This is a genomic window from Leyella stercorea, from assembly GCF_021531655.1.
Map to the genome: position 1 here is coordinate 63,943 of NZ_JADYUF010000001.1, position 20,239 is coordinate 84,181.

17 protein-coding genes and 1 pseudogene are annotated in these 20,239 nt (G+C 43.9%); 11 read left to right on the plus strand and 7 right to left on the minus strand.

What is annotated here, in order from left to right:
* Positions 1 to 6: 6 nt before the first annotated feature.
* Complete coding sequence (locus tag I6E49_RS00235; RefSeq protein WP_235399865.1) at positions 7 to 543, plus strand: NUDIX hydrolase; 537 nt, start codon at positions 7 to 9, stop codon at positions 541 to 543.
* Here I6E49_RS00235 and I6E49_RS00240 read toward each other — a convergent pair.
* Positions 536 to 1,132, minus strand: a complete 597-nt coding sequence (locus I6E49_RS00240; RefSeq protein WP_235399867.1) for a hypothetical protein — start codon at positions 1,130 to 1,132, stop codon at positions 536 to 538. The genes I6E49_RS00235 and I6E49_RS00240 overlap by 8 nt on opposite strands.
* 7 nt (positions 1,133 to 1,139) lie before the next feature.
* Positions 1,140 to 1,862 (minus strand): DUF5932 domain-containing protein, encoded by a 723-nt coding sequence (locus I6E49_RS00245; protein WP_235399871.1) that lies wholly within the window; start codon positions 1,860 to 1,862, stop codon positions 1,140 to 1,142.
* 199 nt (positions 1,863 to 2,061) lie between these two features.
* On the opposite strand from I6E49_RS00245, the gene I6E49_RS00250 reads away from it, so the two are divergent.
* From I6E49_RS00250 to I6E49_RS00270, 5 genes are all read left to right on the plus strand, one after another.
* Positions 2,062 to 4,308 (plus strand): inorganic phosphate transporter, encoded by a 2,247-nt coding sequence (locus I6E49_RS00250; protein ID WP_235399874.1) that lies wholly within the window; start codon positions 2,062 to 2,064, stop codon positions 4,306 to 4,308.
* A 289-nt stretch (positions 4,309 to 4,597) separates the two neighbouring features.
* Entirely contained in the window at positions 4,598 to 5,461 is an 864-nt protein-coding gene (locus tag I6E49_RS00255) for an ATPase (RefSeq protein WP_235399877.1), read from the plus strand.
* Between the two features lie 171 nt (positions 5,462 to 5,632).
* Complete coding sequence (gene ppdK, locus I6E49_RS00260) at positions 5,633 to 8,353, plus strand: pyruvate, phosphate dikinase (RefSeq protein ID WP_235399881.1); 2,721 nt, start codon at positions 5,633 to 5,635, stop codon at positions 8,351 to 8,353.
* Between the two features lie 754 nt (positions 8,354 to 9,107).
* On the plus strand, positions 9,108 to 9,842 hold the full coding sequence (locus I6E49_RS00265) for an NUDIX domain-containing protein (protein ID WP_235399889.1): 735 nt from the start codon (positions 9,108 to 9,110) through the stop codon (positions 9,840 to 9,842).
* A 41-nt stretch (positions 9,843 to 9,883) separates the two neighbouring features.
* The gene (locus I6E49_RS00270) at positions 9,884 to 11,506 is read left to right on the plus strand and encodes an A1S_2505 family phage non-structural protein (protein WP_235399893.1); all 1,623 of its coding nucleotides are present in this window, start codon (positions 9,884 to 9,886) and stop codon (positions 11,504 to 11,506) included.
* 283 nt (positions 11,507 to 11,789) lie between these two features.
* Here I6E49_RS00270 and I6E49_RS00275 read toward each other — a convergent pair whose 3' ends face one another.
* Positions 11,790 to 12,884 carry a hypothetical protein gene (locus tag I6E49_RS00275; protein WP_235399899.1) on the minus strand — a complete coding sequence of 365 codons (1,095 nt, stop codon included), beginning with the start codon at positions 12,882 to 12,884 and terminating at the stop codon, positions 11,790 to 11,792.
* Between the two features lie 172 nt (positions 12,885 to 13,056).
* Between I6E49_RS00275 and I6E49_RS00280 the strand changes: the two genes are divergently transcribed.
* The 3 genes from I6E49_RS00280 to I6E49_RS00290 all read left to right on the plus strand — a co-directional run bounded on the left by I6E49_RS00280 (position 13,057) and on the right by I6E49_RS00290 (position 16,537).
* Positions 13,057 to 14,091 (plus strand): alcohol dehydrogenase, encoded by a 1,035-nt coding sequence (locus I6E49_RS00280; RefSeq protein ID WP_235399903.1) that lies wholly within the window; start codon positions 13,057 to 13,059, stop codon positions 14,089 to 14,091.
* A gap of 33 nt (positions 14,092 to 14,124) precedes the next feature.
* Positions 14,125 to 15,144, plus strand: a complete 1,020-nt coding sequence (locus tag I6E49_RS00285; RefSeq protein ID WP_235399906.1) for an aminodeoxychorismate synthase component I — start codon at positions 14,125 to 14,127, stop codon at positions 15,142 to 15,144.
* 61 nt (positions 15,145 to 15,205) lie between these two features.
* Positions 15,206 to 16,537, plus strand: coding sequence for a S28 family serine protease (locus I6E49_RS00290; RefSeq protein ID WP_235399911.1), 1,332 nt, complete (start codon positions 15,206 to 15,208; stop codon positions 16,535 to 16,537).
* Positions 16,538 to 16,642: 105 nt separating this feature from the next.
* Here I6E49_RS00290 and I6E49_RS00295 read toward each other — a convergent pair.
* From I6E49_RS00295 to infC, 4 genes and pseudogenes are all read right to left on the minus strand, one after another.
* A pseudogene (locus I6E49_RS00295) lies at positions 16,643 to 17,020 on the minus strand (inositol-3-phosphate synthase); the annotation flags it as partial.
* Between the two features lie 508 nt (positions 17,021 to 17,528).
* Positions 17,529 to 17,873 (minus strand): 50S ribosomal protein L20, encoded by a 345-nt coding sequence (gene rplT, locus I6E49_RS00300; protein WP_004370905.1) that lies wholly within the window; start codon positions 17,871 to 17,873, stop codon positions 17,529 to 17,531.
* Positions 17,874 to 17,909: 36 nt separating this feature from the next.
* Positions 17,910 to 18,107: a 50S ribosomal protein L35 gene (rpmI, locus tag I6E49_RS00305; RefSeq protein ID WP_106812251.1), complete on the minus strand. Its 198-nt coding sequence runs from the start codon at positions 18,105 to 18,107 to the stop codon at positions 17,910 to 17,912.
* 100 nt (positions 18,108 to 18,207) lie between these two features.
* The gene (infC, locus tag I6E49_RS00310; RefSeq protein ID WP_235399920.1) at positions 18,208 to 18,891 is read right to left on the minus strand and encodes a translation initiation factor IF-3; all 684 of its coding nucleotides are present in this window, start codon (positions 18,889 to 18,891) and stop codon (positions 18,208 to 18,210) included.
* 166 nt (positions 18,892 to 19,057) lie between these two features.
* On the opposite strand from infC, the gene I6E49_RS00315 reads away from it, so the two are divergent.
* On the plus strand, positions 19,058 to 19,393 hold the full coding sequence (locus I6E49_RS00315; RefSeq protein ID WP_235399924.1) for a DUF4491 family protein: 336 nt from the start codon (positions 19,058 to 19,060) through the stop codon (positions 19,391 to 19,393).
* Positions 19,383 to 19,853 (plus strand): 23S rRNA (pseudouridine(1915)-N(3))-methyltransferase RlmH, encoded by a 471-nt coding sequence (gene rlmH / locus I6E49_RS00320; RefSeq protein ID WP_235399928.1) that lies wholly within the window; start codon positions 19,383 to 19,385, stop codon positions 19,851 to 19,853. Before I6E49_RS00315 ends, rlmH begins: the two co-directional genes overlap by 11 nt.
* Positions 19,854 to 20,239 lie beyond the last annotated feature (386 nt).

Sequence of the window (20,239 nt, forward strand, 5' to 3'; positions counted from 1 at the left end):
GTAAATATGAAAAAGGACAATAGCAATGAATGTTTCCCACACGTAGACGAAAGCGGAAATGTTATAGGCCGAATTTCAAGGGGCGAAGCACACAATGGTTCAAAACTACTTCACCCAGTTGTTCATCTGCATGTCTTCAACCGTTCTAAAGGACTTTATCTGCAAAAGCGTCCTGAATGGAAAGACATACAGCCAGGCAAATGGGACACAGCATGCGGTGGACACGTTGACTATGGCGAGACTATTGATGAGGCTTTACGACGTGAGGTATCTGAAGAACTGGGCATAAAACAATTCACCCCCGTATTCATAAAATCGTACGTATTTGAAAGCCTTGTTGAGAAAGAACTTGTCAATGTGTTTTGCACCATTTACGATGAACCGATACATCCAAGCACAGAAGAACTTGATGGCGGACGTTATTGGTCAGTCAACGAGATAGTCGAGAATATCGGCAACTCGGTATTTACCCCAAACTTCGAGAACGAGTTTGCCAAAGTGTTGCAAAAAGGACTTATCTTTGACAAACTCGATATTAAGTAAATACCCAAACAACCGAGCAGTACAATTCTGCAGCCAATAAATACACAATAACCAATGGTGCTGTCGTAGCTACACCTGATGCGGCAGCACCATAAGCATCTACAAACGATGCGTACCGACCTGTAACCATACCGTAAGTCAACGACATTATGCACACTCCTAGTATGAGCATTATAACGAAACTGTCCAAATAAGAATTAGGCGTAATCGTACCAAGTGCGCTAAGCAATACGGCATGCGGAACAAAAGCAAGCAAGAAAAGCACTATAAACATAGCCACTAATTCCCAAGCCACAACCATCAGAGCCATCCGTTCATAATCTGTTGTTTGCTTATAGGAAACAATAGCTTTGGACAATCCGCCACCCACAAACAGTTCAGTCATCGCACCCGACAATAGAAGCCATACCAATATTGTGGACGACATATTGTCGGCCAAAGTGCTCCAAAACCATCTTACGCTTTCGCCTACAAACATCGAACGTATTGCAAGTTCAGGATAAAGCACTGATGCCACCCATGAACCCATCACCACCGCTATCTGCAAAACGAAAAGTACCAAGCATGTGTAAGCCGATATTATAGTCATCAGCCTTCTACTCATCGGCATAAAGATTCTGCACATCAAGTATTTGAAGCTCAAATGCCTTTACCACAAGCCGGGTGGCATTTATGCCCATTCCTTGATTGCCATTAGGGAACAACTTCTGTACAAGTTCGTTCTGGCGTTTCTCCAGACTCTTAACTCCAAAAGGCATTGTTCGCAGATTGGAGATTTGTTCTTTAGTATAGCCAAGGGCAAGATGTCGCAAAAAGCGCTCGTCATACTCGTCAATCTCATAACGTATCATGGCATCATTGTGCTGCATAACATTACGTACCGACTCGCAGAAGCGTTCAACCACCTTTTCTAAAATAGGCTGGTTGAATACATATTTCTTTCCTTCCAATACTCGTACTATGTCGCTACGGGTGAGCATTTCGCCGCTCTTGAGTATTATACCATTGCATCCGGCATCAATTGCATCAACCCACAAACGCTCATTCAGTATTTCGCCGGTGAAGATAAGCACCTTCATTTCCGGATGCTCGTTTTTCAGTTTACGGCATATTTCCACGCCTACAGTTGTGCTGCCACCAAGTCCTAAGTCAAGCAATACCAAATCGGGCTTGTTCTGACGAAACTGTTTCCAAAATTCTTCTTCCGAATCGGCTGTTGCTATGACGTCTGCCTCAGGCATTTCATTATGCAGAATACCTTCAGTACCTTTAAGTTCTAAAGGCACGTCTTCTACTATGATAACTTTAAATCTTTCCATTGTTATTATTATTGCTTCACTAAATTACGATGTTATTGCCAAAGTACAATACTTTAGCAGAAATTATTAACAGACATTAACTCCAAATAGAATTTGTAACATGATTGTAATATGTGTTTAAACCACGTGTAATATTGCAATTATAATTTTGCAGCGTAAAAAAATACAAAACAAACCCATTCATACTATAAAAAGCAATATGGAAACAATGTATCTCGTTATTGTGGCATTCTTGCTGTGTCTGGCTATATTCGACCTTTTTGTCGGAGTCAGCAACGATGCCGTGAATTTTTTAAACAGTGCAATAGGTGCCAAGGTGGCCAAGTTTCGGACAGTATTAATAGTAGCATCAGCTGGTGTGGCCATAGGTGCAGTTATGTCATCGGGAATGATGGACGTTGCAAGACACGGAATCATGCAACCTTCCAACTTCTCATTCTACGACGTAATGACAATCTTCCTTGCCGTAATGGTTACGGATGTAATTATTCTTGATATCTTCAACTCATTAGGAATGCCTACATCAACAACAGTATCGCTTGTGTTTGAGCTGTTAGGCGGAACATTCATTTTAGCTGCCATCAAGATTGTAGGCGATCCTTCGCTCTCATTCGGTGACCTGCTCAATACAGATAAAGCATTGAGCGTAATCGTTGCTATCTTTGTAAGCGTTGCCATTGCATTCGTCTTCGGTATCGTTGTACAGTGGCTATCACGTATCGTGTTTACATTCAACTATCGCAAGCACTCACGCTGGTCAATAGCAATATTTGGCGGTATCGCCTTCACCGCACTTTCTTACTTCATTTTTCTTAAAGGAATGGGCAAGTCGCGCTTTATCGCTGAAGACACAAGGATGTGGATTGAAAACAACATATCGGCTCTGATTGTATATACATTCATCGGTTCGACTATTATCATGGAGGTGATTCACCTGCTTAAGGTAAATGTATTCAAGTTTATCGTGCTTATGGGTACATTCGCCCTTGCTATGGCTTTTGCCGGCAACGACCTTGTCAACTTCATCGGTGTGCCCCTCGCTGGTCTCGACTCTTATCAGGACTTCGTCGCCAACTCCAACTCCGTAGGTGCCACCAACTATATGATGCACTCGCTTAACGGTTCGGCAAAGACTCCCCCACTCTTCCTGCTTGCAGCTGGTGTCATCATGATTATTGCAATGGCAACATCGAAGAAGGCTCGCAACGTCATCAAGACATCAGTAGACTTGAGTCGTCAAGATGAAGGCGACGAGATGTTCGGTTCGTCACGTGTAGCTCGTGGTGTAGTAAGAATTACACAAGATTCCAGCTCAAGCCTTACCCAAATCCTGCCTGTGGGTCTAAGAAGATGGATCGACTCACGCTTCAACAAGCAGGAGGCTGAACTTAACGACGGGGCAGCATTCGACGTAGTGAGAGCTGCCATCAATCTTGTTCTGGCATCAATGCTTATCACAATCGGAACAAACTATAAATTGCCTCTGTCTACGACTTACGTGACATTTATGGTTGCAATGGGTTCGTCTCTGGCCGACCGTGCCTGGAGCCGCGAAAGCGCAGTATTCCGTGTCACTGGTGTGATAAGCGTAATCGGTGGATGGTTCATTACAGCCGGTGTTGCATTCGCCACTTGTGCCATTGTATGCTTGTTGATGTTCTATGGAGGTGCCTTTGCCAAGATTCTGTTAATGGGACTGGTGATTTTCCTGCTTATCCGCAGCAACAGAAACTATAAGCGCAAGGAGCAGGAGGCAGGCAAGGAGGAGGTATTCCAGCTTATGATGCGCACCCGCGACCCCGAGATTGTTTGGGACTTGCTCAAGAAGCATGTATCTCGCACACAAAGTTTCATGACTCGTTTCACCTTAACCCAGTTCAACGAGATTATCAACGGATTGGAGAGTGAGAGTCCTAAGATATTACGACACGTGCTTTCTAATCTTGACAAGGAAATGGAAATTCTGAAAAAGTACAGACGCCAGGAACTTCTCGCCCTAAAACGCGTACCTACAGATATTGCCATTGAACGTAACACATGGTTCCATTTGGGCATCAACTCATCCGAGCAATACCTATACTGCTTGCGTCGTATGCTCGATCCTATCAAGGAGCATGTTGACAACAACTTCAATCCACTGCCACAGGTTTACGCTGACGAATTCATGGCAGTTCGCAACAGCATAAACGATCTAATGCAGCAAACTGAAGCTCAGATTTCAACAACACGTTTCGAGCACTATCGCGACACATTGGCTATGGCCGACCAATGCAAGGACAACCTTTCAGTAGTGAGAAAGCATCACATTGACCGCATCCAGCAAGCTAAAGACAATAACAACTTGAAAGTATCGCTCGTATATCTGAACGTACTTCAGGAGAGCCAGCAGCTACTTAGCAACATGCGCCATCAGTTGCGTGCCGCAAAGAAATTTATGGAGAACTAATAGAATAATATCCTCAGGAGGGTATGGCTACAAAAAGGTCATACCCTTCTTTCTTTTTATAAAGAAAATCGGACGAACCGATTTTTTGTTGTATCTTTGCAAAAAAAACAAAAAGTGTAAATTATGTCTTCTAATTTTGGTTATTACGTTTTCATTATAGTAGCTATAGTCTTTGGTTTCCTGGTTTTTAAAAAAGTGACCGGTTGCCTTATCAAACTTGTTTTAACGTCAATAGTAGTCATCACTTTGGCTGCGATTTACTATCTATACTTAAAATAAAATAGAAAATATGATACTCATTGTAGACAGTGGAAGCACCAAAACCGACTGGTGCTTCGTATACGACAAATATACTACACATATAATACAGACTAAAGGTATCAATCCAGTTGTACAGTCGCAAGAAGATATCAAGCAAACGATAGAGGACGAATTTGTCAACAAGTCTAGACATAAAGAGATTGATCTACATGACGTACACCATATATATTACTATGGTGCAGGCTGCGTAGCTGATAAAAAATACATTATCGAACAATTGCTGAAGAAAGTCTTCCACAATAATACAACAATAAGTGTAGAAAGCGACATCATGGCAGCATGCCACGCCTTATGCGGAAAAGAGGAAGGTTTGGTTTGCATACTTGGCACAGGCTCCAACTCGTGTCTGTACGACGGGCAGAAAATGACACTACAAACTTCTCCACTTGGCTTTATTCTAGGTGATGAAGGCAGCGGGGCTGCTCTTGGCAAACTAATTGTCAATGCTGTATTCAAGGGATTACTGCCCAAACAACTTTGCAAGAGTTTTACGGAAGAAACACAACTTCAATTGTCTGATATAATAAATAATGTATATAGGCAGCCTGCTCCCAATAGATTTCTGGCATCGCTATCGCAGTTTGCTGCACGACATATCGATGACGACAACATCGAACAACTTGTAATAATGAATTTCGAGCAATTCATCAAGAATAATTTGAGACAATATGTAAGCTATGGAGCGAAACCAGTGATTAATGCCATAGGCAGCATTGCATATTACTATAGCCAACAATTACAAAAGGCTGCAGAAAGTAATGGATATACTGTCGGAAAGATATTGAAAAGCCCGATGAGCGGATTGATAGAATATTACACAATGACATTATGACATTTACAAAAACTATTGAATTTGTTTGCGATAACAGAAACGAACATATAAAAATGCAACATAGACATTACATTTTATGCTAAATTATTTGGAAAATTCCGAAATTGGAATTATCTTTGCAGATAGAAAAAACATAAAAAATAGAATATATAAAACAAACCTAATTAACTTATGAACGAAAAAAGAGTTTATACCTTCGGTAATGGACAGGCCGAAGGTAATGCTTCAATGCGTGAGGTACTCGGTGGTAAGGGCGCGAACCTTGCTGAGATGAACCATATTGGTGTTCCTGTACCTCCTGGTTTTACAATAACAACTGACACTTGCAATGAGTATTATAAGGTAGGTCAGCAGAAGATTGTTGAGTTGCTTGCTGACGAAGTCAATGCTGCAGTCGCTCACACTGAAGAACTGATGAATTGCAAGTTTGGTGATCCTAAAAATCCTCTCTTGGTTTCAGTACGTTCAGGTGCTCGCGCTTCTATGCCGGGTATGATGGACACCATCCTCAACCTTGGTTTGAATGATGAGGTTGCTGCTGGTATGGTAGAGAAAACAGGCAACCCACACTTCGTTTATGATAGCTATCGTCGTTTCGTACAGATGTACGGTGACGTTGTTCTTGGTATGAAGCCTGAGAACAAGGAAGATATTGACCCATTCGAGGCTATCATAGAGAAAGTAAAGGAGGAGCAGGGTGTTGTTCTTGACAAGGACCTCTCTGTAGAGTCACTCAAGAAACTCGTTGAACTCTTCAAGAAGGCTATCAAGGAGCAGACAGGCAACGACTTCCCGACCGATCCAAAGGAGCAGCTTTGGGGTGCTATCTGCGCAGTATTCCGCAGCTGGATGAACGAGCGTGCTATTCTCTATCGTAAGATGGAAGGTATTCCTGACGAGTGGGGAACTGCAGTTTCTGTTATGGCTATGGTATTCGGCAATATGGGCGAGACATCAGCTACGGGTGTTTGCTTCAGCCGTGACGCAGGCAATGGCGAGAACCTCTTCAATGGTGAGTACCTGATTAACGCTCAGGGCGAGGACGTTGTTGCTGGTATCCGCACTCCACAGCAGATTACAAAGATTGGTTCACAGCGCTGGGCTGAGCGTGCAGGAATCTCTGAAGAAGAGCGTGCTGCCAACTATCCTTCTATGGAGGAAGCTATGCCTGAGCTTTACAAGGAACTTGATGCACTTCAGGACAAGCTCGAGAAGCACTATCGCGATATGCAGGATATGGAGTTCACTGTTCAGGAGGGCAAGCTTTGGTTCCTCCAGACACGTAACGGCAAGCGTACAGGTACTGCTATGGTTAAGATTGCTATGGATCTCCTCCACGAGGGTCTGATTGACGAGAAGACAGCTATCCTTCGTTGCGAACCGCAGAAGCTCGACGAGCTCTTGCACCCTGTATTCGACAAGTTGGCTCTCTCTAAGGCTAAGGTTATCACACAGGGTCTTCCTGCTTCTCCTGGTGCCGCTTGCGGTCAGATTGTATTCCATGCTGATGACGCTGAGGAATGGCACGATGATGGCAAGAAGGTAATCATGGTTCGTATCGAAACTTCACCTGAGGACCTCGCTGGTATGTCAGCTGCTGAGGGTATCCTTACAGCTCGTGGCGGTATGACTTCTCACGCTGCTGTTGTTGCTCGTGGTATGGGTAAGTGCTGCGTTTCAGGTGCAGGCTCAATCAACGTCGACTACAAGACTAAGACTGTTGAGATTGAGGGGGTTGTTTACAAGGAGGGCGACTACATCTCATTGAACGGTACTACAGGTCAGGTTTACGCTGGTCAGATTGAGACAAAGGCTGCAGAACTTTCTGGCGATTTCAAGGAGCTTATGGACCTCTGCGACAAGTATACAAAGATGGAAATCCGTACCAATGCCGATACTCCACACGACGCTAAGGTGGCTCGTCAGTTCGGTGCCAAGGGTATCGGTCTGACACGTACAGAGCATATGTTCTTTGACGACCAGAAGATTGTAGCTATGCGTGAGATGATTTTGGCTGACTCTGTAGAGGGTCGCGAAAAAGCTCTTGCCAAACTCCTCCCCTATCAGAAAGCAGACTTCTACGGTATCCTTAAGGCTATGGACGGCTGCCATGTAAACATCCGTTTGCTTGACCCACCTCTCCACGAGTTCGTACCACACGATAAGGCAGGTCAGGAGACTATGGCTAACGAGATGGGCGTAAGCGTATCAGAAATCAAGAAGCGTGTCAACTCACTTGCTGAGAATAACCCAATGCTCGGTCACCGTGGTTGCCGTCTTGGTATTACATTCCCAGAAATCACAGCTATGCAGACACGTGCCATCCTCGGCGCAGCTTGTCAGCTCAAGAAGGAAGGCTTCAACCCACGTCCTGAGATTATGGTTCCGCTCATCGGTACTGTTCAAGAGCTCAAGCAGCAGAAGTCTATTATCCTTGCTACTTCTAAGGAGGTATTCGCAGAGTATGGTGTAGAGGTTGAGTTTGAGGTAGGTACAATGATTGAGATTCCGCGTGCTGCCCTTACAGCTGCTAAGATTGCAGAGGAGGCTCAGTACTTCTCATTCGGTACCAACGACTTGACACAGATGACCTTCGGTTATTCTCGTGACGACATCGCTTCATTCCTCCCTGCATACATGGAGAAGAAGATTTTGAAGGTTGACCCGTTCCAGGTTCTCGATCAGGAAGGTGTTGGCCAGCTCATCAAGATGGCTGTAGAGAATGGTCGTGCTACTCGTCCTAATCTCCGCACTGGTATCTGCGGTGAGCACGGTGGCGAACCTTCATCAGTTAAGTTCTGCGCAAAGGTTGGTATGAACTACGCTTCATGCTCTCCGTTTAGAGTACCTATAGCCAGACTTGCTGCGGCCCAGGCTGCAGTAGAGGAATAATAGCAAATATTTGACTCTCAATAAATTAAGTGGAAAGTCCTTGTAACAGAGGACTTTCCACTTAATTCGTTTTTAGCGCATGTATCACTGAAATGCCACAAATGATGATAGATGTTTTACATATGTTTTACAATTTCCAAGGACATGTTTTACACATGTTTTACAACTTTCAGAATGATTCTAAGAACAATTTAAGCATAAAAGTAAACTGAGTTCTGTTCAAAAAAAACGGTGAGCTGGGCAAAAAGGTATTTGTCTTGGAACATAACAGTCATTTGATTTTGACTGCTATGTTACGAAATCAAATCCGTTTCATTCTAAAATACCACCTAATAGACTGTATTTCAATTAATTTAAAGAGCGATTAGTTCACTTTAACGGGACAGTAGTGAAGAGATATGCAAGAAGGTGCCCGTCTAAAGCTTTACTATGCCAATCGTAACTTTTAGCACAATCCCTACAATGGTAGATTGTTTCAGTTGCGATTGGCTTTATTTGTTTTCTTTGGGGGCTGAGCGTATAATCAAAAATATAGTTATGATTGTCGTCTAAATCCTCTTGATACTTCTCTTTGCAGAAGGTGCTTGCTCAACCATTGTATATAACTTATAGTTGTTGTCAACGAAGACAGTTATGAGGATTAAAAGTTATAGAGTATTAAAAAACGTCCTATTGCGTCATTTTTACGCAAACGGTTTTGCTTGCGTCATTTTTACGCAGTATATTTGCAGCATCAAATTAAAAATCTCATTTTATGTACACATACAAATATCCACATCCTGCTGTTACTACAGATTGTGTTATCTTTGGTTTTGATGGCACAAGTATCAACATACTTCTCATAGAACGTGGTATAGAACCATACAAAGGCACATGGGCCCTGCCAGGTGGCTTTATGAATATGGACGAGACCGTTGAAGAGTGCGCAAAGAGGGAGTTGTATGAAGAAACCAATGTAGAGGATGTCTATTTGGAGCAAATCCATGTGTTCAGTACAGTTGACAGAGACCCTCGTGAGCGTGTGCTCACAGTTGCTTTCTTTGCACTTGTCAGCAAGGACAAGTTTGAGATAATAGCCGGTGACGATGCTAACAAGGCACAGTGGTATGAATGGAATAATCTGCCTCCTCTCGCATTCGACCATGCTGAAATCATAAGAATGGCAAGGGAAAAGCTACAGGAAAAACTTCGCATTTCTCCTATAGCCTTCAAACTCTTGGACAAGATATTTAAGATGGATGAACTGCAACGCATCTATGAGCTCATACATGAGAGGAAATACGACAGACGTAATTTTATGCGTAAAATGGAAGCGTCTGGCTTTCTCACGAAAATGGAGATGGAAGATGAACGTTGTTGTTCAACATCTCCATATATAGAAAAAGCCTCTCCTGCAACGAGGTCTCTCTATGTATATTCGTTTAATGAAATGGCATTCAATGAAGCCAAAGCTTCTAAAGAATGGCGCAAATATCCCTTTGATTTTTAATCATAAATACTTGTCAACATCCTAAAACACTAAGTAAGAATATGAGCAAGAATAGAACAGACAATCCAAATACAGCTTCGGGCAAAATAGATTTCCTCGAAAAAGATGAGATTTTCGTCTTTGGTAGTAACCTTGAAGGTAAACATCTTGGTGGTGCAGCTAAAGCAGCATACAATAAATTTGGAGCCCAATGGGGTGTCGGTGTGGGATTAACTGGCAAGTCGTATGCCATACCAACCATGCAAGGAGGTGTCAAGACAATAAAACCATACGTTGACCAATTTATAGAATATGCCAAGGAACATCAGGATAAGAAGTTCCTCGTTACTCGTATAGGTTGTGGCATCGCAGGTTTTAAGGATGAAGAGATAGCCCCGCTTTTCAAGAAGGCAGCGACCGTCTGTAACATATATCTGCCTAAGGAGTTCTTTAACATAATTGCAGCTCCTTATCTGAAACATTGTTTCTACTATGGCAAAGATATTCCAGAGGATTGCGGAGCCCATGTGGGTCATCAATATGAAGGATATTGGGTTAGATTCCATCTTAATAATGATGATTATCTATTGAATGAAACTCTGTGTTACATAAGAGAAGGACTTGGCGACTTCTGCGCTGATGATGGAGTGCCAATCTCAATGAAGGCTCTTCTTTACAACCGTTTCTGTCATTGGGGATGGTGCGAGACTCCTGACACATTTCGTAGTTGGTACGAAGCCATCGACTATACCAATGTGACAAGAAAAAGCTCTACTACTCAGAAAAAGTCTGGCAATTTGTACTGTCCTATGCTCATGGGGGCTGTGTTGGGTGACATTGTAGGAAGCATATATGAGTTTAACCCTCACAAATCAACCGATCTTGACCTTAAAGACAAGAGGATGGATTACACTGACGACACTATCATGACCATTGCTGTGGCAGACTGGATTCTGAACGACAAGTTGCATACCAAGAAGGGACTTGTGGCTTGTATGCAGAAATGGGGGCGCCGTTATCCTCATCCTATGGGAGCATACGGCAATATGTTCTCACAATGGTTGCGCTCGGACGCTCCCAAGCCCTACAACTCATGGGGTAACGGTTCCGCCATGCGCGTATCGGCGGTAGGTTTCGCATTCGATACACTTGAACTTACAATGAAGATAGCGAAGAAATGTGCAGAAGTGACACACAACCATCCCGAAGGCATCAAGGGAGCACAAGCCACAGCTGCTGCTATTTTTATGGCAAGGACAGGTAGCACTAAGGATGAAATACGTCGCTTTATCAGCGAAACATTCGGCTATGACCTTAACAGAAGTTGCGATGACATACGTCCTACATACGGATTTGATGGCAGTTGTCAAGGAACCGTACCAGAATCCATCATTGCCTTCCTCGATGGCAAGGATTATGAAGATGCACTGCGCCTGTGCATCTCGTTGGGTGGAGATGCAGACACTATGGGAGCCATAACTGGAGCCATAGCTGGAGCTTATTATAATAAATTGCCATATACTCTGTATGAATTTGGCATAAATAAACTGCCAGACGATATCCAAAAAATAATTGGGGATTTTGATAGCAAATATGAGCGTAACGTGTCGTGTAGATGGCGGAATGCAGAGTTTGATGCAACCGAACTTATAAGAAAAGTAAAATCGGGCGAAATATTCATTTAAGTTATATGGACACATATAGTATTCAAAGACCTATATTCGGCATCAGTCGGCATCGTATGGGCATAGATGGAAATGGGATTACTACGCTCGTTGCCTTCATGGGATGCCCATTGATAAGCTTGACGCACGCTTCCAGTACCGTTTTCAGTACCACCTAACAGGTACTGGAGTTTCATATAGGTGGTACTGGAGTTTCACTTAACTGGTACTGGAGTGTTACTCATGTGGTACTGACAAAGAACTTATATGCATACCCTCATAGATATTTTCGAGGGTATATAATTTAATAGTCGTGGTAAGCATTCTCGTGTGAGCGCAAATCTGCAGCATTGGAAAAGGTTGCGCCACATGATCTGCATACATTTTGGCCATTACCGCCTCCAGTTGCTATGCCAAGACCCAATCCCGTCATAGCATCCAGTTGCTCTTTGGTAAAATGTTGATTGTACCATTCAAGCTCCTGTTTGGTAAATACCTTGGAACGAATGAAGTCAAAAAGCATACTCCTCAAGCTTACATTAGAATTGGTACTGCGATTTGTTGTTAACGGTGTGGCACTATAGATATCCAGATTTCCATCATTTTTGTTTATTTGGAAAAGTTTCCATTTAGATGACGGATTTCCAACAGTATTGACTCCGTATGCGATAAGTTTAGAACAAATATAATCTTCTTTCAGCTTTCTTGGATAGTTACCGGAAATGGAATAATTTACTTCATCCATTTCTTCTTTGGAAATTTCTCTGTAATAATACTGGTTTGCATAATTTCTGTTAGTCTGTACTATAATGCCACAATCACCCCTCTTTTGTACGTTGTACGCCATCTCTAAATGGGTTATCCCTGCAGCCTGTGGCAGAAGATCCGTCAGAACATTTTCAAAGCCCGAGGGTCGTCCGAAATATTTATCCTTAGTATCTTCACTTGTTATGACTTTATCAAATCCAGAAGGATATATATAATGCTTATCGTCAACGTCAAATACTATTGCGTCATGCCATCTCTGTCCGTTGAACATCAAATAACCGTATTTGTTTTGTGTACAACCTAACGACAGCAAGTAGTTTTTCATAATTGCTCTTTTCTGGACTATGCTTCCCCTGCCCCAAACTTTTGAAATAAGTTCCTCGACCTCGAAATTCATTAGGCGTATGAACTCTGTTTCTTCACGAGCATTGTCTTTCTTTGCAATTAGTGTATGGAAACCATTTGGGTATGGTTTTTCCAAGGTCAACTTGATTATGCCTTTTGGGGCTACAGCTTTCAAATCAATCTTATCAGGTATTAACATACCCCTTTTGTAGTCCAATCTGATTTGAGCGATTGCTGCTATCGATAAAGATAGTAATAAAACAGCAAATAAGAATCTTTTCTTCATAATTTATATCTAAATTAATAATATTACAAAAGTACAAAATCTTTTTGATGGTGTAGACAAGATTATTATATTTAAAGAATCTTATCCGAAATATCAAGCTAATAAATCTGTATTTGTCTTCGAAAAACACTACCTTTGTACGTAAAACAAATTAAAGAAAACTATAATCATTATGAAAGCATACACATACATTGAGAAAGGTAACTTTGCCTTAATTGAGAAACATAAACCTGAATTGCAAGCCTCTACAGATGCTATAGTACGAGTGTCGCTGAGCAGTATCTGCTCAAGCGACCTCCATATAAAGCATGGCAGCGTACCAAGAGCTGTACCTGGTATTACGGTAGGTCATGAGATGGTGGGCGTTGTAGAAGAGACTGGAAGCGACGTTAAAGGTGTGAAGACAGGCGACCGCGTGACTGTGAACGTAGAGACATTCTGTGGCGAGTGCTTCTATTGCCAACACGGATATGTCAACAACTGCACGTCGCCTCATGGCGGTTGGGCTCTCGGTTGCCGTATAGACGGAGGCCAGACAGAGTATGTACGTGTGCCATTGGCAACACAAGGGTTGAACCGCATTCCTGACAACGTTACTGACGAGCAGGCCCTGTTTGTGGGCGACGTATTGGCAACCGGCTTTTGGGCTGCACGCATAAGTGAGATAACCGAGGAGGATACGGTGCTAATTATTGGTGCAGGCCCTACAGGAATATGCGCTCTGCTCTGCGTCATGCTCAAACAACCAAAGCGCATTGTTGTGTGCGAGCCGTCTGAAGAACGCCGCAATTTTGTCAAGAAGCATTATCCAGAAGTGCTGCTCACTACTCCCGACGAATGTCTGGACTTCGTTAAGGCCAACAGCGACCATAACGGTGCCGATCGTGTACTGGAGGTGGCAGGAGCAAAGACTACATTCGAGTTGGCATGGCAATGCGCTCGTCCTAATGCCATTGTAACGGTCGTTGCTCTCTACGACGAGGCTCAGACGCTTCCATTGCCCAACATGTATGGCAAGAACCTAACATTCAAGACGGGTGGAGTGGACGGATGCGACTGCGAAGAAGTGCTCCGATTTATCGAACAGGGAAAAATTGACACTACCCCACTCATCACCCATCGTTTTCCGTTGAGCCAGATTGAAGAAGCTTACCGTATATTCGAAAACAAGGAAGACGGAGTAATCAAGATTGCTATAAATTGTTGATCCTGACGACTGGGAAAAGAGCCTTACCTTAGTATGAAACAAGAAATTATCAACAGCATAAACATTCTTGCAAAAGAAAACGAACCTTTCCTGTTTGTCATCAGCTACGATGGTGACGATGCTTACGTCAGCCGACTGACAGACATCGACCCACAATTCTGTATGTACGACTTTGAAGGTATCAGCAATATTGCTGGCTGTGACACCAACAACTCCCCTCTCCCATCGACAATTCGCTGGGAGGTTGATACTCCTGCTTACGAGGATTATGCCCATAGCTTCAACATAGTCAAGAGCAATATGCTGGCAGGCAACAGCTATCTGGCTAATCTCACCTGCAGAGTGCCGATTAGGTGCAATCTCTCGATTTATGATATTTTCGCCCATTCCAAAGGCAAATACAAACTACTGCTAAGAGGCGAAAAGAAACAAGGAAAGCGCTTTGTATGCTTCTCGCCCGAGAGTTTTCTGCGTATCAGAAACGGGCGCATATATTCCTACCCGATGAAAGGAACGATTGACGCTTCCTTGCCCAACGCTGGGCAAGAACTGATAAACGACAAGAAGGAGGCAGCCGAACATGCCACTATTGTAGACCTTATCCGCAACGACTTGAGTCGTGTGGCTACAGACGTAAGGGTTGACAAATACCGCTACATTGACACTCTGTACACCAACAAGGGCGATATTCTGCAAACAAGTTCCGAGATAAGCGGACTGCTGCCTGACAACTATAGTGAGCATCTGGGCGAGATTATAGCCGCACAACTTCCTGCCGGATCAATAACCGGTGCTCCCAAAAAGAAAACCATAGAGATAATCAATGAAGCGGAAGTCTATGACCGTGGTTTCTACACAGGTGTGATGGGAATCTTCAGCAACGGTGAACTCAATTCAGCCGTAATGATAAGGTTTGTAGAGGAAGACAAGCAAGGCATAGTATTTAAGGCAGGTGGTGGCATTACAGCCAAGAGCGATTGCCGTAAGGAGTTCGAAGAGGTGCTGCAAAAGATTTATCTGCCCATCGCAGTAGATAAAGTAGCTGGAACGTAATTATCAGACAAAGAAATAATAAAGGCAAAAATGCGAATATTCATTTTAAATGACTACAATTATGAACAAAACTTCATTTAGTGTGAAGTCAGCCCTATGGCTGATACTGTTGCTTCTCTTGCCTTTGCAGATTATAGCTGCAGAACTTGGAGAGGCAGGCAAACGTCTTACTGCGTTGCCAGGAGTAAGTGATGTCGAGTCGTTGAAGAGCAAGCATTTTCAGGAGAAGTACGTGTTCTTCATCAAGCAGCAACTTGATGCCAAGGATTCTGCTAAGGGCAATTTCGAACAGAGAGTGATATTGTGCCATCGCGGATTCAGCCGTCCCACAGTACTGGTTACTGAGGGCTATAATGCCAACTATGGATTGCGCGAAGACTATATTGAGGAACTGTCACAGATATTCAATACAAACATCGTACTGGTGGAATATCGCTACTTCGACAAGTCAATGCCTACACCTTGCAACTGGGACTATCTTACCGTAGAAAACTCGCTCTATGACCTGCATAATGTCAACCAGACACTGCACGCTCTGTACAAAGGAAAATGGATTGCTACGGGAATAAGCAAGGGCGGACAGACCACAATGTTCTATCGCTCTTACTTCCCCGACGACGTTGATATTTCGGTGCCATACGTAGCTCCGCTTAATAGAAGTGTGGAAGACGGCCGACACGAAAAGTTCCTGCAGCACAAGGTATCGACTAAAGAAAATCGTAAAAAAGTGCTCGACTTTCAGTTTCTGCTATTCAAGCGCAAGTCAACACTATTGCCTATGTTCGAAGAATACTGCCACAAACAACATTACACATTCAATGCACCCATAGGCGAGATTTTCGACTTCTCCGTGTTTGAATATGCTTTTGCCTTTTGGCAGTGGGGCTACGACATAAACGAGATTCCCACTATCGAAGCTACAGACAAACAGGTGTTCGACTATTGGATAAATATATGTGATCCTAACTATTTCTCCAATCAGAATGTCTTTATGTCGTTTAACGTTCAGGCTGCAAAAGAACTCGGATATTACGGCTATTACACTAAGCCTTTCAGGAGATTCTTCAAACGTAATCTAAGCATTAAAACTGCCAAGGGCTATCTCAGATACTTGATATTGCCTAAGGGCACGGAGAACACTAAGTTCTCATCATCGCTCTACAAATTCACGGTAGACTATCTCACACACAACGACCCTAAAATGGTTTATATATATGGCGACATCGACCCCTGGACCGCCTCCGGCATATACGGCCTACCATTCACTAAGAGCAAAAAAAATCTGCATGTATATATGCATAAGGGAGGCTCACACCTAACACGTATACTCTCATTCCCCGAGTCTGAGCGACAGGAAATCATCAATCTCATTGACAAGTGGTTGAAAGAATAGCAAAAGTCAAAAAAAAAATAGCAAACGCCATGTAAAGGTAAAGCATAAATCATAAATGCTTAAATCTTTACAGGGCGTAAGTTTTGAATGTGGAATGTGAAATGTTTAGTCTATCTCCTCGTCAGCCTCATAACCTCCCATTTCGCGAATGACATTCTTCAGCGTTGTATATTGCTGATAAAGGTGGTTAACGGGTTCCTCACCCTTAGTATAGTCGTGCATCGGAGCCTTGAGGAAGAAGCTGAGGAAGCGCTGTGTACCGTAAGCACGTGCAGCGAGGTCGCTCAGCATAGTAAGGTCGAGCAGCAATGGAGCGGCAAGAATAGAGTCACGACAGAGGAAGTTTATCTTAATCTGCATAGGATAGCCAATCCATCCGAAGATGTCGATGTTGTCCCATCCCTCCTTGTTGTCGTTACGAGGCGGATAGTAGTTGATGCGTACCTTGTGATAGTACTGTGTGTCCTCGTCCTCGCCATAGCCTAAGCAGTTGACGATAGCGCAATCTTTTAGTCACGAATTTATCATGAATTGACCATGAAGTATTGGGGAAAACATTAGCTTCCCGTGTTGCTTGCTCAGACTATGGCGAGGACGCCATAGCCTCCTACATTACCAAGCAATAGCACCTCCAACATTCGTGAGATTAGCGAAATTCGTGGTGAAAAACTCAACACGAATCGCACGAATCACACGAATTATCCGCATCTAAATTCATGGACGATTCATGATAAATTCGTGACTAAAACGCACCCAACATTCGTGAGATTAGTGAAATTTGTGGTGAAGCAACACAACACGAATCACACGAATTATCCACATCTAAATTCATGGTCAATTCATGATAAATTCGTGACTAAAACGCACCCAACATTCGTGGTGAGATAGCGAGCGTACGCAGACGAAAAAAGGAGACCAAGCCAGTTGAATGACTTAGTCTCCTTTGCCCTATATAGATGGTTATAGGATTCCCTTAATTGTGAGGCGAATTTTACTTCACCTTCTCAACGATGGCCTTGAAAGCCTCAGGGTTGTTGACAGCGAGGTCAGCGAGCACCTTGCGGTTGATCTCGATGCCTGCCTTGTGCAGAGCGCCCATGAGAGTAGAGTAGCTCATGTTCTCAAGACGAGCTGCAGCGTTGATACGCTGGATCCACAGAGCGCGGAAGTTGCGCTTCTTGTTGCGGCGGTCACGATATGCGTATGTGAGACCCTTCTCCCAGGTATTCTTGGCTACTGTCCAAACATTCTTGCGTGCACCATAGTAACCCTTGGTGAGTTTCAGGATTCTTGTTCTCTTTGCTTTAGAAGCAACATGATTGACTGATCTTGGCATAGTTTCTTTTTTCCTTTAAATGTTTGACTAATTAAATTAACGGAGGCAGAGCAAGTCGCGAACCTGCTTCAAGTTTGAACGGTCTACGATAGTCTCACCAAGGAGATTTCTCTTCTGCTTCTTTGTCTTCTTAGTCAGGATGTGACTGTGGAAAGCGTGATGACGCTTGATCTTACCTGTTCCGGTAAAGCGGAATCTCTTCTTTGCACCGGAGTTAGTCTTAACTTTTGGCATTTTTTTGTTTGTTTAAATTGTTATTTATTTATGTGTGGCAACGCATATACCAGGGCGTTACGCACAACGTATCATGTTGTCTTTCTAATATTGGGACGGCTTATTCCTCACCCTTGAGAGCCTTGAGGGCCTCTGCGCTCACCTTGGCGTTGGCAAGGAGTCCGCCGTTTGCCGGCATTGCATTCTCCTCAATGTCCTTGGTGGTCTTGGCTTCTGCCTCACGCTTTTCGCGGTCGAGCTTCTGCTGGCTCTTCTTCACCACGCCTGCCTTCTTCGGAGCGAGATAGAGGAACATCTTCTTGCCGTCGAGCTTAGGCAGCTGCTCTACCTTGGCGTACTCCTCCAGGTCGTTGGCAAAACGCAGCAAGAGAACTTCGCCCTGCTCCTTGAAGAGGATTGAACGGCCACGGAAGAAAACGTATGCACGTACCTTGTTGCCCTCGCTGAGGAACTCCTGCGCATGCTTGAGCTTGAAGTTGTAGTCGTGCTCATCGGTCTGAGGTCCGAAACGGATTTCCTTCACCTCAACCTTCACCTGCTTAGCCTTCATCTCCTTGGCATGTTTCTTCTGCTGATAGAGGAACTTGCTGTAGTCAATGAGACGACAAACCGGGGGCTGGGCATTGGGTGAAATCTCAACAAGGTCTACACCTTGCTCTCTCGCCATGTCCAAAGCATGACGTGTAGGCATAACGGTAGAGTTACCGTCACTTACTATACGTACTTCCCGAACGCGAATCTGCTCGTTCACGCGGTACTGGTTTTTCATTTTGTCATTCTTCATTAAACTATTTTTGATAAAGCTGTATTTAAAAGCGGGTGCAAAGTTACCCTTTTTCAGTCAATCAGCAAAATATTTGTTGTGTTTTTTTGCCTTTCTGCCCCAAAGTTCGGAGTTTTTAATTAATTTTGCATTATCTTCAAGCAATATTCATACATATTTATATAAAATGATGCAATCTATATTTATGGACATTATGCCGTCGCTCCATTTCACGGGCCTTGTGCTGGCGGTCGGCACATTTCTCATCATTGGGCTGTTCCACCCTATCGTCATCAAGATTGAATACCATTTCGGCACTCGCCTGTGGTGGGTGTTCCTGCTTGCAGGCATAGGCTTCATAGCCACAGCCATGATTGTTGCCAATGTCATTATCTCTGCCCTGCTGGGCGTGGTGGGTGCCTCGTGCCTGTGGAGCATAGGCGAGATTATTGAGCAGCGCCAGCGTGTCAAGAAGGGATGGTTTCCGATGAACCCCAAGCGAAAGGAGGAGTATGAAGACTGAACTCATTATGGTGGGCAAGACCGTTGACAAACTCTACACAAAGGGCATCAGCGACTATCAGGAGCGCATAGGCCACTACATACCGTTCAACATCACCGTGATTCCGGCGCTCAAGAACACAAAGAGCCTGTCGGAAGACCAGCAGAAACAGGCCGAGGGCGAGCTCATCCTGCGACTCATCCAGCCGTCGGACACGGTGGTTCTGCTCGACGAGCACGGAGCCGAACGCACAAGCATGGAGATGGCTGCATGGCTGACACGCAAGCAGCAGACAGCACGCCGACTGGTGTTCATCATAGGCGGTCCGTACGGATTCTCAGCCGACGTGTACAGCCGTGCCGACGAGAAGATTTCGCTCTCGCGCATGACGTTCTCTCACCAGATGGTACGCCTGATCTTCACCGAGCAACTCTACCGCGCCTGCACCATCATTCGCGGCGAAAGCTACCACCATGAGTAATAAGGAATCTTGACTTGAAGAATTTTGTTAACCATAGGAGGCTATGGCGTCCTCGCCGTAGCCTAAGCAGTTGACGATAACACATTCTTTAAGTCACGAATTATCCATGAATTATTCATGAATTTTGGGAAAGACATTAGCTTCCCCATTATGCTTGCTCAGACTATGGAGAGGACGCCATAGCCTCCTACATTACCAAGCAATAGCACCTCCAGCATTCGTGTGATTAGTGAAATTCGTGGTGAAGCAAACACAACACGAATCACACGAATAATTCATGGTCAATTCGTGATAATTCGTGACCGATACCCAACGTCGTCTTTTGTCACGAATTAAGCAAGCTGTAGGATGCCATGCCCTACTACAGCTTGTTTCACGTCTTAACA

Bases quoted from the DNA above. Each gene is read 5' to 3' on its own strand.
- I6E49_RS00270 (WP_235399893.1), top strand. From the start codon at position 9,884: ATGAGCAAGAATAGAACAGACAATCCAAATACAGCTTCGGGCAAAATA.
- I6E49_RS00250 (WP_235399874.1), top strand. From the start codon at position 2,062: ATGGAAACAATGTATCTCGTTATTGTGGCATTCTTGCTGTGTCTGGCT.
- rlmH (WP_235399928.1), top strand. From the start codon at position 19,383: ATGAAGACTGAACTCATTATGGTGGGCAAGACCGTTGACAAACTCTAC.
- ppdK (WP_235399881.1), top strand. From the start codon at position 5,633: ATGAACGAAAAAAGAGTTTATACCTTCGGTAATGGACAGGCCGAAGGT.
- I6E49_RS00245 (WP_235399871.1), bottom strand. From the start codon at position 1,862: ATGGAAAGATTTAAAGTTATCATAGTAGAAGACGTGCCTTTAGAACTT.
- I6E49_RS00285 (WP_235399906.1), top strand. From the start codon at position 14,125: ATGAAACAAGAAATTATCAACAGCATAAACATTCTTGCAAAAGAAAAC.
- infC (WP_235399920.1), bottom strand. From the start codon at position 18,891: ATGAAGAATGACAAAATGAAAAACCAGTACCGCGTGAACGAGCAGATT.
- I6E49_RS00315 (WP_235399924.1), top strand. From the start codon at position 19,058: ATGATGCAATCTATATTTATGGACATTATGCCGTCGCTCCATTTCACG.
- I6E49_RS00290 (WP_235399911.1), top strand. From the start codon at position 15,206: ATGAACAAAACTTCATTTAGTGTGAAGTCAGCCCTATGGCTGATACTG.
- I6E49_RS00265 (WP_235399889.1), top strand. From the start codon at position 9,108: ATGTACACATACAAATATCCACATCCTGCTGTTACTACAGATTGTGTT.
- I6E49_RS00235 (WP_235399865.1), top strand. From the start codon at position 7: ATGAAAAAGGACAATAGCAATGAATGTTTCCCACACGTAGACGAAAGC.
- I6E49_RS00255 (WP_235399877.1), top strand. From the start codon at position 4,598: ATGATACTCATTGTAGACAGTGGAAGCACCAAAACCGACTGGTGCTTC.
- I6E49_RS00280 (WP_235399903.1), top strand. From the start codon at position 13,057: ATGAAAGCATACACATACATTGAGAAAGGTAACTTTGCCTTAATTGAG.
- rplT (WP_004370905.1), bottom strand. From the start codon at position 17,873: ATGCCAAGATCAGTCAATCATGTTGCTTCTAAAGCAAAGAGAACAAGA.
- I6E49_RS00240 (WP_235399867.1), bottom strand. From the start codon at position 1,132: ATGACTATAATATCGGCTTACACATGCTTGGTACTTTTCGTTTTGCAG.
- I6E49_RS00275 (WP_235399899.1), bottom strand. From the start codon at position 12,884: ATGAAGAAAAGATTCTTATTTGCTGTTTTATTACTATCTTTATCGATA.
- rpmI (WP_106812251.1), bottom strand. From the start codon at position 18,107: ATGCCAAAAGTTAAGACTAACTCCGGTGCAAAGAAGAGATTCCGCTTT.